The organism is Chitinophaga sp. 30R24 (assembly GCF_049056765.1).
GTDB lineage: Bacteria > Bacteroidota > Bacteroidia > Chitinophagales > Chitinophagaceae > Chitinophaga.
The window spans coordinates 75,372-94,495 of record NZ_JBJGXX010000003.1 but is presented as its reverse complement, the minus strand read 5'-3'; the positions used below and the strand labels follow the sequence as shown (position 1 = coordinate 94,495).

8 protein-coding genes are annotated in these 19,124 nt (G+C 44.7%); 4 read left to right on the top strand and 4 right to left on the bottom strand.

Annotated features, from left to right (window positions below; translation table 11 throughout):
* The first annotated feature begins 116 nt into the window (after positions 1-116).
* The 3 genes from ACDQ55_RS10660 to ACDQ55_RS10650 are packed head-to-tail and all read left to right on the top strand — an operon-like array spanning position 117 to position 3,037.
* On the top strand, positions 117-1,805 hold the full coding sequence (locus ACDQ55_RS10660) for a helix-hairpin-helix domain-containing protein (protein ID WP_420981372.1): 1,689 nt from the start codon (positions 117-119) through the stop codon (positions 1,803-1,805).
* Positions 1,802-2,515: a PrsW family intramembrane metalloprotease gene (locus ACDQ55_RS10655; RefSeq protein WP_420981371.1), complete on the top strand. Its 714-nt coding sequence runs from the start codon at positions 1,802-1,804 to the stop codon at positions 2,513-2,515. Before ACDQ55_RS10660 ends, ACDQ55_RS10655 begins: the two co-directional genes overlap by 4 nt.
* Positions 2,516-2,542: 27 nt before the next feature.
* The gene (locus tag ACDQ55_RS10650) at positions 2,543-3,037 is read left to right on the top strand and encodes a GNAT family N-acetyltransferase (RefSeq protein ID WP_420981370.1); all 495 of its coding nucleotides are present in this window, start codon (positions 2,543-2,545) and stop codon (positions 3,035-3,037) included.
* A 327-nt stretch (positions 3,038-3,364) separates the two neighbouring features.
* Here the strand turns inward: ACDQ55_RS10650 and ACDQ55_RS10645 are convergent, their stop codons facing one another.
* From ACDQ55_RS10645 to ACDQ55_RS10630, 4 genes are read right to left on the bottom strand one after another with little or no spacing between them, the layout of a single operon-like run.
* Positions 3,365-5,866 (bottom strand): Calx-beta domain-containing protein, encoded by a 2,502-nt coding sequence (locus tag ACDQ55_RS10645; RefSeq protein ID WP_420981369.1) that lies wholly within the window; start codon positions 5,864-5,866, stop codon positions 3,365-3,367.
* Between the two features lie 42 nt (positions 5,867-5,908).
* The gene (locus ACDQ55_RS10640) at positions 5,909-8,047 is read right to left on the bottom strand and encodes an OmpA family protein (protein ID WP_420981368.1); all 2,139 of its coding nucleotides are present in this window, start codon (positions 8,045-8,047) and stop codon (positions 5,909-5,911) included.
* A gap of 19 nt (positions 8,048-8,066) precedes the next feature.
* On the bottom strand, positions 8,067-8,981 hold the full coding sequence (locus ACDQ55_RS10635; protein WP_420981367.1) for a type IX secretion system membrane protein PorP/SprF: 915 nt from the start codon (positions 8,979-8,981) through the stop codon (positions 8,067-8,069).
* A gap of 51 nt (positions 8,982-9,032) precedes the next feature.
* Positions 9,033-17,336, bottom strand: coding sequence for a Calx-beta domain-containing protein (locus ACDQ55_RS10630; RefSeq protein ID WP_420981366.1), 8,304 nt, complete (start codon positions 17,334-17,336; stop codon positions 9,033-9,035).
* A 430-nt stretch (positions 17,337-17,766) separates the two neighbouring features.
* Here ACDQ55_RS10630 and ahcY point away from each other — a divergent pair, with 430 nt between their 5' ends.
* Positions 17,767-19,095, top strand: a complete 1,329-nt coding sequence (gene ahcY, locus ACDQ55_RS10625) for an adenosylhomocysteinase (protein WP_420981365.1) — start codon at positions 17,767-17,769, stop codon at positions 19,093-19,095.
* Positions 19,096-19,124: the final 29 nt, after the last annotated feature.

The window sequence follows — 19,124 nt, the reverse complement described above, 5'->3', positions numbered from 1 at the left end:
CTCCCCTCCCCTAAAAACAGCTCCTTTCCTGACATTAGCGGCTATCCTTCTGCCCTCACGCCAATCAAAAAAATCATATCTTAAAATCACATTCATCCCATCCTTATTTTTGCACTATGGACAACTACTCAATTTCAGATAATTTCTCCCTCCTGTCTAAACTAATGGACATACACGGAGAAAATAGTTTCAAGGCCAAATCCTTCGCTACCGCAGCTTTTACCATAGAAAAGCTACCCTCTCCATTGAAAGATATTCCCCGGGAAGAAATTTTCCAGCTCAAAGGCATAGGAGAATCTACTGGTAAAAGCATTCTGGAAATGCTGGATACCCAACAATGCTCCCTCCTGAATCATTACCTGGAAATAACACCTCCGGGTATCCTGGAAATTATGAAGATAAAAGGGCTCGGGCCTAAAAAAATTGCTACCATTTGGAAAGAGCTGGAGATAGAATCCATGGGAGAGCTGCTGTATGCCTGTAACGAAAACCGTCTGATGCTCCTCAAAGGATTTGGCGCCAAAACACAGGAAAGCGTTCGCCAGAACATTGAGTTCTACCTTGCTAACCGCCATCGCTTTCTCTTCGCAGAAGTAGCTGCCATTGGGCAAGAGCTGGAAAAACAACTACAAGAGCTCTTTGCACCGGCTGCTGTTTCCCTCTCCGGCGCCTTCCGCCGCAATAGCATAATTATCGATGAAATTGAAGTACTCATCGCGGCGCCGGTGGCCACTGTACAACAACAACTGGCTGCCTTGCCCGGATTTACTTTGGTAACTACCAACGACCATAACCTGCTATGGACACTCGATGAGAAAATAAAGGTAGTAACGCATAGCTGCGCACCAGCCCGGTTCCCCGCCACACTCTTCGCCACTACCGGTGCCCCCGCGTTTATAGATAAATTCAATGCCGCCGGAGGCGCAGCATTTATACATGACGCCCCCTCGGAAGAAGCGATCTTCAGCGCTGCCGGTATGGATTTTATACCTCCTTTCTTACGGGAAGGGGCCAACGAAATCTCGCTGGCCAGGGCACATCAGCTGCCACAGGTAATTGTACCGGAAGATATCAAAGGCATTATCCACTCCCACAGTAACTGGAGCGATGGCGAGGCTTCCCTCGAAGAAATGGCCCTGGCAGCAAAAGCACAAGGTTTCCAATACCTGGTGATCAGCGACCACTCCCGGACTGCCTTTTATGCTAATGGGCTATCAGTGGAAAGGGTACTTGAACAACACACACTGATTGAACAACTCAATAAACAACTCGCGCCTTTCCGCATTTTTAAGAGCATAGAATCCGATATCCTTAATGATGGAGCACTGGACTACCCGGATGAAATACTAAGCCAATTCGACCTCGTAATCGCATCCGTGCACGCTAATCTTAAAATGACCGAAGAAAAGGCCATGAGCCGGCTACTGAAAGCCATTGAAAACCCCTACACAACCATCCTCGGACATATGACCGGCCGCCTGCTCCTGAGCCGCAATGGCTACCCGGTAAACCATAAAACCATTATCGACGCCTGTGCCGCCAACAATGTGGCCATAGAACTAAATGCCCATCCACGCCGCCTCGACATCGACTGGACCTGGTTACCCTATGCCCTGGAAAAAAAAGTGCTTATCTCTATTGATCCCGATGCCCACAGCATCGCCGGATTCAAAGACATTCACTACGGTACCCTGGCTGCCCAAAAAGGAGGCGTCACCAAAACAAACAATCTTAGCAGTTACTCTGTTGACATGCTAAGTGAGTACCTGCACCAACGTAAGCAACAAAAAAATATCCTACTATGATTCTACTGGCATTAGCCGTGGCGCCAGGATTTGCCATCTGCCTGTTCATTTATCTGATGGATAAATATGATCCAGAACCCACCGGATTATTGGTGAAAAGCTTTTTGCTAGGCATGCTCAGCGTGGCATTCCCTCTTATCATACAAGCCTTAGCCATCACTGCCGGACTACAAGAAAACAATGGCACCCTGCTCGGCTCCGCCGCTTTTGCATATGGTATCGTTGGACTCTCGGAAGAATTAGCCAAATACCTCGTACTGCTCTTCTATGCCTATCCTAAAAAGGCTTTCAATGAGCCGCTCGATGGAATCGTATATGCGGTAATGATAGGAATGGGGTTCGCCACCCTGGAAAATATCGCCTATGTAGGCAGATTTGGCTTCGGTACCGGAGTGGCCCGCATGTTTCTCTCCGTGCCTGCCCATGCTACCTTTGCCATACTGATGGGCTACTACGTTGGTCTGGCCAAATTTGTTCCAAAGAAAAGCGAAAAGCTCCTCTCAAGGGGATTGTTAATCGCGGTGCTCTTTCATGGCACCTTCGATTTCTTCCTCTTCCTGGGAAATAATATTTTTCTCATGGGTGCATCCCTTATTACCCTCCTCTACGCCATCAGGCTATCTATAAGGGCTATACGTAAAGACAGTGCCTTGTCTAAAAAATTATACGAACAACATTACTTCGAAGACAACAACAACGAGCCTTCTTAATACAGCTATATGCTAAAAAATTACATCATGTACCAGATTAAAGCAGCTACCGTAAATGATATTCCTGTTATACAAGACCTTACCAACAAAATCTGGCCGCCTACCTACCAAGCGATATTATCATCTGAGCAGATCACGTACATGATAAACATGATGTACAGTACTGCTGCACTGCAGCGCCAGATCAGCGAACTCGAGCATCAGTTCCTCATCCTTACAGACAACGATACGCCTATCGGCTTTGCAGCCTATAGCACTACTGCCGAACCAACAGTATATAAACTGCATAAAATATACCTGGACCCAAACTACCAAGGCAAAGGAGTAGGGAAATTACTCTTGCTACAAGTAGCGGAACAAGTAAAAGACCTGGGCGCCGCTATCTTGGAGCTAGACGTAAACCGCTTCAACAAAGCGAAGCAGTTTTATGAAAAACAGGGGTTCACTGTTTATAAAGAAAAAGACACGGATATCGGTAACGGCTATCTGATGGAAGATTATGTGATGCGCAAACCGCTATAAAAATAGAGCCCGGTAAGGACATACCAGGCTATTCCCAAGTTAACCATTAAAAGACACAACTCTTTTAAAAAATAACATTTTATTTAATTTCCAGAATTATGTACGATAATTGCTAACAAGCGGATTTATCCATATAGAAAAAAAGCAGTATCTTTTATAATCTAATATAAAAGATACTGCTTTTAAATTTATTATCTTGCTAAACTCTTGCAAAAACACGCCCCACCTCACTAAAAGTAAACATCTCCTCTTAACGAATGTTCCGGAAAAAGGGGCTGACCATTACTTTTTGGTCAGCCCTGTAGGTGCCTGAAGCGCGTATATCGGTTATTGATCCAAGCCGTTACTTTTGGCGGTCAGTACAGCGCCTTCATCGTTATCATCATCGTGGATGATAGCAACCGCCTTATTCAATTTCAGCTCAGGGGAAATCTTGAGTACTCCCGCATTAGCTGCTGCGGTAGCGTCACGCAGTTTTACTGATACCAAAGCATCTGCTTCTTTGATACGGTCGTTTACCAATGCCACCTGTATATCGGTTTCACTGAAAGCGCAATCGCCCGTGATTTTCACCATGTCGCCGTTCATGATCACGTAGTCTTTACCATACACCGCGGTACTAGCAGAGTCTACGCCAAAGAAGATATTGATATCGCTACCGGTACAATTGGTTTGTACAGATTGATCCGTTGCCTTTACCAAGATACATTTAAACATGCTCACCGGTGCAGTAGCAGATTCATTGGCATCTGTCAATTTTACCAGGGTAATGTAAGCCGCCTGGTCTTGGATGTACTGGGAAGCAGAAATAGAAGTAACATCTCCATTATAGCCTACCACAGCTTCATTCTCTGCTTTGATTTCACTCAGTACCAATACCACGGTTTCAGCCAGCTCAAAGCGGTTATCATCTTTTACTTTTACGTTCAGGCTGGCAGTACTAGCACCGCTGTCGATCGCAAAAGGCGCTTTAATGCTGCTTACAAAATCCGCACCTGGCAAGGCGGTACCGTTACCAAACTTGTAGGTTAAACGAATAGGCTTGGAGGTCGCATTTATCAATGGGCTATTGTCTCTCTTAAATAAACCGGCAGAAAATACCACGTCGGTATTAGGTTCTGCACCATTGCTACCACCAATAAATTTTACCATGGCCGGTTGATCGAGGATGGTTACCTCGCCCTGGGCTTTAGTAAGATACAGATCGGAAGCATCCAACACTTCTACGTGGAACGACTCCTTACCTTCCAGCAGGTTATCGCTTTTTACCGGGATCTGTATAGTTTTGGAGATAATAGCACCAGCGGCAAATTCTGAAGGCACAAAAGAGATCGTACCTTCGGTGATATCGAAATCAGCCGCACCAGCGCCGCCTTTATGCGGAATAGTTTTATAGTGAACGTTTACGGGTGTACGTACACCGTTGCTTCTAAGAAAACCGGATAAGGTAATAGTAAGGGTAGCGTTAGATAACCCATTCAGCGGTTCAGAAACTGCAATATCGTTGATGGATACCCCGTGACTGATTTTTAGAATGCGGTTACCATCTTCCTCTCCTCCGCCTGCTGCCAGGATTTCGCCGGAAGGGCTCATCAACAGGGAAGCCAGTGTGGTTTTTGCGTCATATTTGCCCAGCTGTTTGTCGAACATCATTTCTCCATCCGGGCTTAATTTAATCAGGCGATAGCCTTCTTTTGCAACCACACAGATTTCGTCATCTTCTGTTAACAGCAGGTGCTGGAAAACAGTGCCAATATTTTTATCTATTACAGTGGTGCCATCTGGCAGCAGTTTTACAATCTTACCTGTGTTATTGCTCACATTACCACCTGCTGCTACCACCTTGCCATTTTTACCTACTTCCAGGGAATATAAAGCAGCATCTGTTTCTTTATTGAACAACTCTGTTCCATCGGGACGCAATTTCACGATACGGCCTTTGTCTTTCTCTTCTGCACAAGCAAAGATCTGACCTAAGTCGTTTACTTTGATAGCGTTGAATTTACCATCTACGGTGCTATACTCCTTATCGAATACTACCTGGCCTTCCGCATTCACTTTGGAGATACGGCTGGCATTACCAGTGCCATAGGCTCCACCGCCCATAGCCAGTACAGAACCATCTTCCAGCAACAACATTTTTTCAAAGATAGCGCCTGGCTTACCGAAAGAAAGCTCAAATTGCTTTTCTCCTTTACCATCTACTTTTACTATATATGCTTTGCCTTGTCCATCTCCTACATCACCACCTACAGCAATAATGTTTTCATCTTCATCTATCAGCACATTAGTGAACACGGTATGTGCGCCAAAGCCTTTATCAAATTCAATTTTACCGTCGGGCGACATCTTGGTGATGCGCGCCTGTGCAGGCTTGCTACCATCTACCCCTACGGTAATATAGTTACCATGACGGTCGGTAATGATCCGGGTAAAATAGCCACCCTGGCCATTTCCAATACTTTTATCATAAATCACTTCTCCAGCGGCAGACAATTTGGTGATACGTGCATTGCCGTAAGCAATAGTACCGCCGCCCACTACTACCAGCTCACTCTTTGGCAATAAAAGCAGGTCCTGATAAGCTACCAGCCCTCCTTTATTCAATTTAGCATTATAAATAAGGTTTCCTGTGGAAGATAATTTAGTCACACAACCATTATCTGTTCCCCCGCCGATAGCAACAATTGTATTGTTTTCCGCAATCGCCAGTTTTTTATACTGGTTTTTGGGAGAACTGAAACTCTTGTTAAACACAACAGGCATTTCCTGTGCGAAGGCTTGCGTGCCTATCGCCAGTAAAAGCATTAGTGAAGAAATTCTGTTCATTTGTATTAATTTGATATACGCAAAAAATAACCGATAAATAGTTTATAGTATTTTGATCTCACATCTCCTGTTTACTCCCTGCAAGCGGATAAAAATATCCCGGTCGGGTTCCAGCTCATATTTCTTCGCTGTCCATACCGGCCTGGTCGATCCAAAGTAATTGATCTTTATTCTATCTGCATCCACCCCTCTGCTGATCAGGCATTCTTGTATATATACCGCCCGGTTTTTAGAAAGTGATAAATTATACCTTTCTGTGCCGATAATATCCGTATGCCCGTCTACCAGTATAATCCGGTTTGGGTTAGTTTTCCATATCCGGAAAATAGAATCCAGCTTATGCCATTCCTGATCTTGCGGTACGTAGGAATTCAGGTCGTAATATATAACACCCGGCACCTTCCAAAGCAGGTCCAGGGTGGTCTTCAATGCACTATCCCTCCCAGGCGTATATGCGCCGCTATTAGTAAAAGAAAAACTCCTACCATGTTGCCATAACACCAACTCCGGACTACTATATGGCGCTTCTCCGGTTACAACAGGCTTATTGCCTGATGGCACATCGGCAATAGTAATCGTATTAGCCATAGTATCGCCCTGGGCATTTTGCCAGGAAATCATTTCAGGTGAGCTGTCCTGTATATCGTTGGCATAGTCTACAACAGTACGCGCTGGCGCAACAGGAGCAATCGCCACTGCTGCCATCACAGGCTTGGCTACGGTGTCTGTTACCGGCTGTTGCACCGGCGAGCCATCGTATTGTTTATCTCCTACTAAAGTCAGCTGCCGGCGGTTATCCGTCTGGTTTACAGTATAAGGCACCTTGTCATCTTCTTTTTTCTGCTTACCAGGATAAGGCAGATCTAATTGTTTCAAAGGATTTTTCTTCAGGTTCAATACATAGATATGATCATTATCATGCAGGCCCGAACGATCCGATGTAAAATATAATAACAGCTTATTGATGTCCAGTACAGGATTCAGGTCGTCGAACTGCGTATTTACCGGATAAGGTAAATGTACAGGCCCCTCTTCCAACGCTTTTAGATTGATCACGAAAATGTCCAGTCCACCGAAACCACGAAGTCCATTGGAGGAAAAGAACAATTGATCACCTATCACAAAAGGATACAGCTCATTGCCATTGGTATTTACCTGGGGACCCATATTCACAGGCGCTTTCCACCGCTTTGCGTCTTTATCCCAGTCAACATAATAAATATCTGTACCACCTTGACCGCCAGGCATATCGGATGCAAAGTACAAACGTTTACCGTTAGGAGCAACTGATGGATGCAGGAAAGAATAAGATGCTGTATTTTTTCCCAGCTTTACCGGCGCCGGCTTACTCCATATATTATGCTCAGGCTGGTATATAGCCGACAATAATTGGGTGCCGTTATTATAATTGATATAAGAGTGCTTATCATTTTTCACATCGGTAAACCGGTTAGAAGTATAAATCACCTTTTGTCCATCATCATAAAAAGAAGCCGGACCTACCTGTAGTACCCCCCGCAAACTGTTATTAAAAGGTTCAATGCCATCTTCCGTGATCTGGTATAATTTGGAGTTCGTATAGAAAGATTGCTGTTCGTTTTTCTTAAAATCATTAGACAGGAAAACAATATTGTTACGATACAACGCAAGCCCATACTGATAGCCAGATAAATTTAACCGCAAACTATCTACCCTTATATTTTCCATCGAGTCGCGGTTAAAGAAGGAATAATAATCTACCAGCGATTGCTGCAGATTAACAAAGCGGGCATTGTTTTTATAATTAGTGGCATATACCCCACTAATCTGCCGGGCTTTCTCCACTCTTCCGGTACGTTTCAGCAGATCTATATAATTGGTTACATCGCTCACCAATATATCCGGCCCCGGTTTATATAACAGTTCATCATAGAGACTGATCGTTTTCTCGAACTGCCGGGTTTCAAAATAAATACGCGCTAGTTGCAGCTTGGCCTTTTGCATTGCCACCATGCTACCTCCATTATTGATCACTTCATTGCACAACGAAACAGCTCTTGCATATTCTTGTCTTTTATACAAGTTTTCTGCACGATGTACTTTAGCACTATCTCCCAGGCCTCCCTTTACTAAACTACAGGAAACAAACAGGGAAACAAAGCCCAGGAAAAGTATGAGGGAAAAGAAAGGATGTTGTCGCATACTGTTCTTGTTTTTTATATTAGAAATAACGTGGTGACACCACTTTCCATTTAGACAAGGAAAAGCGGTAATTAACCATTAATTCATGCGATACCGTTTGTGCGCCTTTCAGGTTCGACTGTACAGGCGTATCATAAGAATAGCCAATCTGCAAGTTCTTGGTGGCCTGCACTTGTACCAGCCCTGTCATCGTTTTCTCTGAACGCCAGGAAACGCCCAGCCATACCAGGTCTTTTAATAGTATGTTCGCATTCAGATCATACTGCAACCCGGCACCCTTTACCTGTCTTAACAATACATTGGGCTTCAACTTCACATTATCATTGATCGTCATCAGGTAACCTGTTTGCAGATAATAGTGCGAGGATACATCTACCTTATTCGCACTGGCGCCCAGGTTAATGCTTTGGAATGTAGGCGAAGAAATGCCGACGAAAAAATGGTCCGTAAACAGCATAAATCCAAACCCAACATCCGTTTTCCAATAGCTTTGATTATGTGCAAATGCCGGATCGGTAGTAGACAGCGAGCTATTGTCTTCTTTAAACTGCGACATTCCTCCTTTTAATCCCATCGCCAGGTACACTTTATCATTAAGCTTTACCCGCTGGGAGATATTAAAATTAACAGCAGTCTGCGTGTTCACCGTAATTTTTTCGTGCATTAGCGAGAACCCCAGACTCGTATTAGTCGCCTTTACTGGCGTATAAAAAGAGGCAGTCGCTGTTTTAGGCGCACCATCTACCCCTACCCACTGGTTACGCCCCACCGCTGTGAGACTAGGCGACTCATCCATCGAAGGATAAGCGGGATTAATGACCATGCCATTAAACATATACTGCGAGTACAATGGCTCCTGTTGTGCTATGGCCTGCAGCGAGTAATAACAACATAAGACAATAATCCCTAAAGCTTTTATAAGACGCTTTTTCATAGGTATAGCTCAATTTTTTATGAAATTCATCTTTAAATTTCGTGTATAACATTAACGTTTAATCACAATAAAACCTGTGTAACGTTCTTTCTTACCATCGATCACCACATCAATATTGTAGAAATAAGATCCATCCGGCACATCGTTGCCTGTACTGCCGCCTACATTCGCTTTACCCCTGAAATTATTGGACTTGTTATCATAGCGTTTCATCCGGTATATAGCCCCGCCCCAGCGATTAAAAATCACCACTTCGTTATCTGTATATTTCTCAATATTCTCGATATACATCGCATCATTACCCTGCCCATCGTTGTTTGGCGAAATAGCCGGGTGCACCCGTATCTTACCACTATTGTTGTTAATATAACGGTGATCAGTGGAGAAGCGTTCTACAGCGTCTGGCACGCCATCTCCATCAGCATCCAGATCCAGGAAGTTAGGGATACCATCTCCATCGGTGTCATCATCAAACGGATCGCCATTTTTATTAATATCCTCCTCACCATCTGTTAGGCCATCCCCGTCAGTATCACAAGTACTGCACATCGGATCGTCGTTGAGGATCATACCGGTAGCCTTAGCCGGATCGCCAATCATTGGCGGATGCTGTCCGGAAGGTACTGTAGCGGTATTCAGCTTCAGAATAAACGTTTCGTTTTGCTCAACAATAGTATCGCCGATAATGTTCACACTAATTTGCCCAATAGTAGTAAAAGGCGGTATGACTACCTGTTTGATGGTATTATCGAAGTCTATACCCGGTGTGGCTTTAAAATCCATGAATGGGAAAGATACCCCTTCCGTTGCCTCTTCAAAATCGTAATCAATGGTAACTGGGCGGGAACTTTGCCTGCTGAACTGTACATTAAAGCGCAAGGGGGTGTTTTCACCGGTATCCCCTTCTTTTACGCTGAACTTATCAGTAATAAAGCTGAGGGTCAGCGGGTCGTTATCAGTAATGATGGCAAGAGCGGTATCTATAGCGCCAGATTTATATATCAACGAGCTGGGACCACCACTCAGGTAAGGCAGGATAACCGCTTTCAGGAAGCCGTCATCATCATTAATATCATTGTCTGTAGCAGTAATTGTAAAGGTATGTTGACTGGTACCAGCCGGCATATTAATGGTAACTATATTACCATTTACCGTGCCTTCACCTGCGGTAAACGTACGGGCGGCATCCTGGGTAACTTGTATCCTCACCGGCACATCATGTACAGCGGTAACAGAGGAAGTGAGTGTAAACTGTATGGCGCTGCCTTCCGCTACCGTGGAGGTATTAGTAAACAATTCCACCACCAGGGTATCGTTATCGTGGATCAACACCTCAGCGCTTGCATTGGTAGCCAAAGGCCAGGTAACGCCGGCAATAGTGCTGCTCACTGTCTGCAATTGCAATTGTACATTTTCATCGCCTTCCACAATGTTATTATCAATCGGTGTTACCACAATATTAGCTCCATTAGCACCGGCAGGAATCAATACGGTTCCGCCTAGCTTTTTATAACGGGCATCAGCAATAGCAGTACCTCCCACTGTATAAGCCACTTTCACATCTTTCACCGCAGATAATTGCGCATCGGCGAAATGAACACGGAAACTACCATCGACAGCAGGTTCCGACGCGTCGCTTATTTTCTCTATCACCATACTACGGCCGTCTGTATCACTTTCATCGTCGTGTACTGTTAATACAACCGTATCCAGATCGTTCACATCCAGGGCAATATTTTTATTAAAACGCTTCATCTGGGCCAGCATCAATGCCACCCTCACCTGCTCATCCCCCTCTATTACTTTATTATCGATCACATTCACCGGAACCGACACACTGTTTTGTCCGGCCAGGATAGTAGCAGCAGTTGTAATAGGTGCAATATTGGTGGTACCAGTAATACTACTTACATAGAATACCACTTTCACATCTGCAGCGGCGGTAGCGTTGCCCGGCAATAACAGGGTATATACGCCATTGGTAGCCGGCTCTGCAGCGTCGGCGGCTTTCTGTAATACCACCCTCATATCTCCCGCTTCCGGAATCAAAATAACACCAGGTTGACTAATCGTATATCCTGTAGTGCCCAGTTGCACCGTAAACTGTAACTGTTCATCTCCTTCCAATACATTATCATCTATTATCTGCAACGGATACACTTTATTATGCTCGCCGGCAAGCAGGGTTATCTGTGCAGGCATCCCGTTATAATCTGCTGCATCGGCGGTAGAAACGGCATTTGGAGTAATATTAACAACTATATCTTCATCTGAAATGATCTGGTCATTAACAAATCCTACTGTTACATTACTCACACTTCCTTCATGTATCAACGATGAATCGATACGCACTTCTAGCTTCAGGTTGTTCGGATTTAAGCGGGTAGCGTCATCAATAGTAACCGCTAATTGGTCGCCTTTCATTCCCAAATAGTTCTGCGGCGTAGCGTTGATCTGCAACAACTCTGGTTTTTCCAGGATAAAGTCGGTAGCGGCTGTAAAGGTAAAATTTACATCCGGCTGACCGGCAGCAAGTGTAACATTGGCGGGTAACCCGGTAATATCTGCAGCATTGGCTATTGAGCTGCTGTCTATATCCAGGGCTACTTGTATGTCTTTGCTGGCAGTTACTCCTGGCGCCAGGCTCACCTTCATGGTATAATTATTTCCTTCCAATACATGCGTACCTGTTGTTACAGCTGTAAGGTGAATGAAACCTGTAGCCGGATCATCATGTGTCCTGTCTTGTATAGTTATTATAGTATCCTGTATAGTAGCCGTGTTGAATACCGGATCGGTAATCATTCCTTTTAATACTACTGTTTCATCATCTTCCAGGATCAGGTCTTTGAGCGCTTTCAGTTCAAAGGTGTTATTACCTGTATTTTGCCCTTTCCGGATCACGATCTGGTAAGGAGAAGGCAGGGCATTATGATCGCTTGCCATAGCGGTGCTAAGTACATTGTCCCTGTCTACCAGGATCATGATATCCCGTCCTGCCTGCAGATTAGCTGGAAGCTGAGCGTCCAAAGTAGTACCTGCACCACCTTCGTCCAATACCGCCAACGAAGGACGCAGGAGTATGGCTGCAGGCAATGGATACTGGGAAGGATCATCCTGGATCGTTTGTACAGGCACCTGTACATCAAAGTTACTGATACCATCTGTAGCCGTAGCGGAGATAGTAAAAGTCTCTGGTCCTTCAGTAAAATTATCGTGGTTTACCTTTAATCTGGCAGTTGTACTGTTGCCATCAGTCAAGGTAACACTGTTATCCAGCACATAGTCTAATCCGGCTTCCGCAGTACCGCTGGTTTGCGGCAGCAAAATAGTAATAGGCACCTCAGCAGTAACACCTGCAGGTAAGCTAAAGGTAACTACCCCGCTATCCCCTTCTGCCAGCGGCGATTCAAATACATTTACATTCAATGCCAGGTTATTATGATCGGTACGGGTAAGATCCTGAATAACCAATTGCAGGTTATTTACCGTATGTCCGTTTACCGTAGCGTTCAGGGCCAGGGTTTCTTCATTTTCCAATACTTTATCTACCAGCGTTTGCAACAGCTCAAAAGTAGCGCTGGTTTTTCCTTGCTGCAACACAAATGAATTCACCGATAAAGTATAGTCTTCTCCTTCTTTAGCAGTAGAATGGGCAGGATCAACGGCCAACTGTACGGTAATATCTTTGGTGGAAGCATATGGCGTGGCAACAGTTACGATTACCTTATTGCCTTCAGGCACCAGGGTAGCATCCGGTGTAAGGGTGATTACCCGGGCGCCGGTTTGTTTTTCCGTAAGATCTTTAATATAAATAGATGCGCTGGTAGCCGGCATATTATGATCGCCGTTGTTACCATCTACGATCATGGCGCCTTCATCATCCAGGATGTTATTGGTATAGGCCGTAACCGGAGCAGACAAGCCAGATGGCTGGTCGTGCAGAATGGTAACTGTACCAGGCAACGCAGTATGACGGGTATCTGCTACCGTAGAATTAGCCGTATTCTTTGCCAGTGTAATCACCCAATCTTTACCTGCTTTCCAGTTATGTGGGAAAGTAGCCGTAATAGTTGCACTACTTCCTTCATAAATGCTATCCGGTATGCTGCTTAATATAATAGAATCACCAGCCGGGAAAGGATACTGCGCATCTTTGATGCTCAGGTCTATAGTCGCTGATGACTGCACGGTATAAGTGGTGCCTAATTCATCACTTACAGTGGGCGTGATATGAATATCTTCTACATCTTCTACCAGGTTGTCGGTATATACACCCAATGACGCACTGCCACCTGTTCCAATAAAGGATGTATCGGCAGGCAGGTAATAATCTTTATTACGTATAGCCAATCCTGTTACATCCGATAAATGAACCGTGATTGGTATTTCTGTTGTAATACCTGATGGCAGGCTATACCCAATCGTTTGACCACTGCCCTCCGGCATTGGAGCAGATGGCGCTGTGAAAGTGAGCTTGGTGTTATTCGAATTACGACGGGTAGCATCGTTGAGCTGTAATGTAACGTCATTTACGGTATAACCGGTAGCATTGCCACTTACCACTAAAGCTTTGTCCTTTTCTATAACTTGGTCTGGCTGGGCAGTTACTACATCAATAGTCGTTGTTTGCGTTTCCTTGCCGTGATCTAAAGTGATGGCAGGTACAAGTGTGTAATCCCCGATGGCTGCTTCTGTACCTTCACCAGTTGTTAACTGTACCGCAATATCCTTAGCAGAGGAATAACCGCTTGGCAGCGAAATAGTAAATGCAGTGCTGTGCCCTTCTGCTACAGCAGGATTTACTGGTAACAACGTCAGTTGTTTCTTGGCGAAGTCTGTGGCATCGTTCACATACAACAAGGTGCTGCTGGCTGGCATATTGCTGTTGCCACTATTGCCATCTACTTTTATAAAGCCGCCATCATCAAATACCTGGTTGGGCTCAATATTAAAGAGAGCAGAGGTACCGCTAATAGCGTTAGCGTTTATGGTTATTGTACCCGGTAGCGGATCATGCCCCGCTGCACCGATAGTAGAAGCAGCAATATCTTTGCTTAACACAATGTTCCAGGCTTTACCGGCTTTCCAACCGTTCGGGAAAGTTGCCGTAATAGTAGCATGATCACCTTCATTCACCGGGCCGGAGTTGGTGAGTATAATAGAATCACCATCCGGAAAAGGGTACTGTGCATCTTTGATGCCCAGGTCAATTGTTACTGGTGGCTGTATAGTATAAGTAGTGCCTAACTCATCACTTACGGTAGGTGTGATATGAATGTCTTCTACATCTTCTACCAGATTATCGGTATATACGTTCAATGCTGCGCTACCTCCCGTTCCGGTAAAGGAAGTATCAGCAGGCAAATAATAGTCTTTATTACGTATGGCCGATCCTGTTATATCCGACAAATGAACCGTAATTGGTATTGCTGTTGTTATACCTGATGGCAGGCTATACCCAATCGTTTGGTTGCTACCTTCCGGCATTTCGGTAAACGGCGCTGTGAAAGTAACCTTGGTATTGTCTGAATTACGGCGGGTAGCATCATTAATAATTAAAGTAACCCCAGTAACGGTGTACCCAACAGCTTGCGCAGAAAAAGCCAGTTGCTCGTCTTTTTCTATAACCTGGTCTGGCAGGGTAGTTACCACATCTGAGCTGGTAGTCTGTGAGGTATTACCATGATCAAGGGTAATAGAAGAGATATAAGTATAATCGCTGCTGGCAGCAGTTGTATTAGTGGCGTCTACAGTGAGATCTATTGTAATATCTTTGGCAGATGAATATCCTGCAGGCAGAGATATTTTAAATACAGTTCCTTCTCCTTCCGTAAGCGGCGAGGTCAGGGCTTCTGCGGTCAGTTGTTTTTTGCTCACATCCGTTTTATCGATAACGGTTAAGGCCACACTGTCTTTTACCAGGATGCCATTATCTGAAGAGCTACCCAGCAATACCAGGTTGCGGGTATCCTCGAATATAAAGTTGGTGAAGCCGGAGATGTTGATCTTATCTGAGTTCAACCCATCTGCCGGAATAGTCACACTATTTAGCGGGAAGCTGTAAGAGTTGGCCGGTGCGGTACTAGACTCCCCGCTGGTAAAGGTAACGTGAATAGGGATCTGCGTAGTAAAGCCATCCGGAAGAGATGCCCATACTTGCGGAGGAGTAGTTGCATCTTCCTCTATGGTAGGAGTAGAAATATGCAATACAACCGGCTCCGTCATCGGCAACTGTGCATCTGCAATATCTATCACAAAAGTAGGAGCAGATGAGGTATAATCCGTACCGGCAATTCCGTCTGTAGCCGTTAAGGAAACCACCACATTTTCGGCACCTTCAATCCGCTTATCATCAAATATATTAAAGGTAATAGGCGCCTGACTTCCTCCCTGCGGAATCACAACAGTACCATCCATCTCATAATCTTTATCGGCACCTTCTGTTGCTGTACCGGATTTGGTGATGGTGATGTGGATGGGGATATCGGTGGTTACATCTTTCGGTAAACTGATAGTAGCGCCGTTGGTATATGGTTCAGGTAATGGGGCAAGGTCATTGGTAACAAAGGTCAACACTGTTAAAGTGGGATCTTTCCGGGTAGCATCTTCAATCAAAAAACTGCCGGATGAAGTTTGTGCTTGTCCCATTACCAAGGCATCTGCCCGGAACTTCACTTCTTCATCATTTTCCAGGATGCTGTCTTTTATCGCTTTAATTGGAATATTTACCCCGTTGGAATCCTTTTCTATCCATAGCTCCTCATCAAAAGTAAAATCAGTAGAAACAGCCTTTGAGCCGTCCTCTACTGATAATTTCACTTGCGTTCTTTCTGTAGCGTATACGCCCGGGGGTAGCGTTACCCGGGCCACTTCCGTAGTCCCTTCCAATATCTTTGCCGGGGTGGATAAAGTAATATTTTTAGGCTCGTCATCCTGGATCGTATACGTGCAGGTGGTTTGCCCTGAAATATTGACCAACTGGTTAGCAGCCACTGGCACCAGCTTAAAGGTCATGTGCCGGCTATATTCCAGATTGTTATTACCAATGATAAGGATATTTTTAAGCGGTAGTTTTGATCCTGCCGGATAGGTACCGGGAGGAATCATAAATCCTTCCACGAAGGTATAATCGGTGTTCCTCACTGCCACGTGCTGTTCTCCAGGTACCGGATCTACTAACGCCATTTTCACATATAAAGGTGTATTTACCGTAGCAGCAGCGTTAAATGTGATATTCAGGTTGGGAAAATTCAGGTCTCCAGTATTTCCTTCCGCTCCGCTGGCAGTATCTTTTTCAAAAGATATGTTCACAGGAGTGGTGCCGGAACTGAGTGGCGTACCATTCAGTGTAACAACAGTAGGCGTTTGCGTGTCTTCATAGGTAACCGCCATACGCGTACCGATAGCCTGCGAACCCATTTTATCCCCCAGCACCAGGTGAACGCCTAATCCTTTTGAAGAGGGATCGGAGCCGGAAGCATCAAAAGTATTAGGCAGCTCGCCCATATAAATCGATGTTCTGTCCCACGACTGCTTAGCTGCAAAGGACGCGAATTTATCATATGCCTGGTAGGTATGCGATAACGGGCCTTTGGTAGCATCCGGGTAAGTAGACACCTTATCAGTGCCCCGGGTAAAACCAACTATATTTGGCGTATTGCTGGCCATAGGTACCTTATAGCTGTTTGTCCACTCATTATTCCCGTCTATAGGGCCGCCATTTACCGGCAGTTTATCCTGCATCACCAGGTATTCATCGATATAAAGATGAAAATAGGTGTTGAAGTGATTATTATAAATCGTATAATCTACCGTGAAATAATTATTGGGAAGTACATACGTAATTGTAGTAAGTACGGTAGTAGGGTAATTGATACCCAGGTCCATGTAGCTGATAGTGCCAATCAAAGAAACCCTGAAAGGATCGGCGGGCGACCCGCTGCCCATTACGGGGGAAGCCTCGCTGAAACGGATCGCCAGTGGGTTATCACCTGTAGAAATATGGCTGGCACTCCTGGATTCAAGCCCTACCCTTGTCTGGATACCTAAAGTAGCAGAATCCGGCGGATTATAAGGATCGCTGGGATCACCGGGATATTCGAATCCGGTTTCTGTTTTTCCTTTTCGGAATACCTGGTAAGTACCATTTGCATTGATCTGGATCTTTAGTCCATCACCCACTGTTTGGCCACCGCCGGGATTAATGGTCACCAGCGCCTGCGCCTGTACATGTACACCTGTATTGATAAAGAAAAAAGAAAGAACCAGATATACAGCTCGTAACAGTTGAGGATAGATACGGCGAAGCATACCTTGCTTCATTAATTTCATAGGATAGGAAAGGAGTAACATATAAGCGTGTAAATTTCTATTTATACATATAGATTTTTAGTCAAAAATGCGAAACAGTCCTTTGTAAAACCCTATATGCGAATCTCTGTAATGGCTCTTCCGGCGCCTTATGTAAAAAACAGTTGCCGGCAAATAATACTCAGCTCTAACGTAGGCAGTCTAACGCGCAGTTATGGCGCTCATTATGATTTTTATAATTATTCTATACTCTTTCACTTGTTTCACACCAATAAACAATTATATATAAAATCATATATTTGAATTAGCAAATTTATAATAATATTTATATTAAATCAAATTAATTTGTCTGAGGGCGAAAGATTTGTGTAAACGGGCTATCTATAGCATACGCCTGGTTAACTGTATACAGGCCACAGTTGCATTATGTTAAAAGTTAAAATAACCCTAGATTTGCAAAAAATAAATCAGCATGTCAACAATTGCGAAATCAAACATTGACTTTAGCCTCGGATACAAGGTAAAAGATATGTCTCTGGCGGCCTGGGGGCGTAAAGAGATAGAACTGGCAGAAGCAGAAATGCCCGGCCTGATGTCATTAAGAGAAGAATATGGCAACAGCAAACCATTGCAGGGTGCAAGAATTGCTGGCTGTTTGCATATGACCATCCAAACTGCTGTATTAATTGAAACATTGGTGCACCTGGGTGCGGAAGTACGCTGGAGCTCTTGCAACATATTCTCTACCCAGGACCACGCTGCTGCTGCTATTGCGGCTGCCGGCATTCCTGTATTTGCCTGGAAAGGCCTCAATGAAGCAGAATTTGACTGGTGCATTGAACAAACCCTGTTCTTTGGTAGCCCAGACCGTCCGCTGAACATGATCCTGGACGATGGTGGCGACTTAACCAACATGGTACTGGATAAATATACAGAATTGATCCAGCATGTGAAAGGACTGAGTGAAGAAACCACTACCGGTGTTCACCGCTTGTACGAACGTATGAAAGCTGGTTCTTTGCCTATCCCGGCTATCAATATCAACGACTCTGTTACCAAGTCCAAATTCGATAATAAATACGGCTGCCGCGAATCCTGCGTAGATGCGATCCGTCGCGCTACCGATGTAATGATTGCTGGTAAAGTAGCTGTAGTTGCTGGCTTCGGTGATGTGGGCAAAGGTTCTGCTGAATCCCTGAGAGGTGCAGGCGCCCGTGTAATCGTTACTGAAATCGACCCCATTTGCGCATTACAGGCAGCAATGGAAGGTTATGAAGTAAAGAAAATGAACGACGCGGTAAAAGAAGCGGATATTATCGTTACCACAACCGGTTGCCGTGATATCATCACCGGCGAACACTTCAAACTGATGAAGGATAAATGCATCGTTTCCAATATCGGTCACTTTGATATTGAAATCGATGTAGCCTGGTTAAATAAAAACTACGGTAACACTAAAGTAGAAATCAAACCTCAGGTAGATAAATACACTATCGATGGTAAGGATATTATACTCCTAGCAGAAGGCCGCCTGGTAAACCTGGGTTGCGCTACCGGTCACCCTTCTTTCGTAATGAGTAACTCCTTCACCAACCAGGTGCTCGCTCAACTGGAACTGTGGCTGCATGCAGAAAACTACGAAAACAAGGTATATGTACTGCCTAAACACCTGGACGAAAAAGTAGCCCGTTTACACCTCAAAAAAATCGGTGTGGAACTGGACATACTCACTCCTACACAATCCACTTATCTTGGCATTCCGGTAGAAGGTCCTTTCAAACCAGACTACTACAGATACTAAACATCTACCAGGCTCCGGCCTGCGCAGTG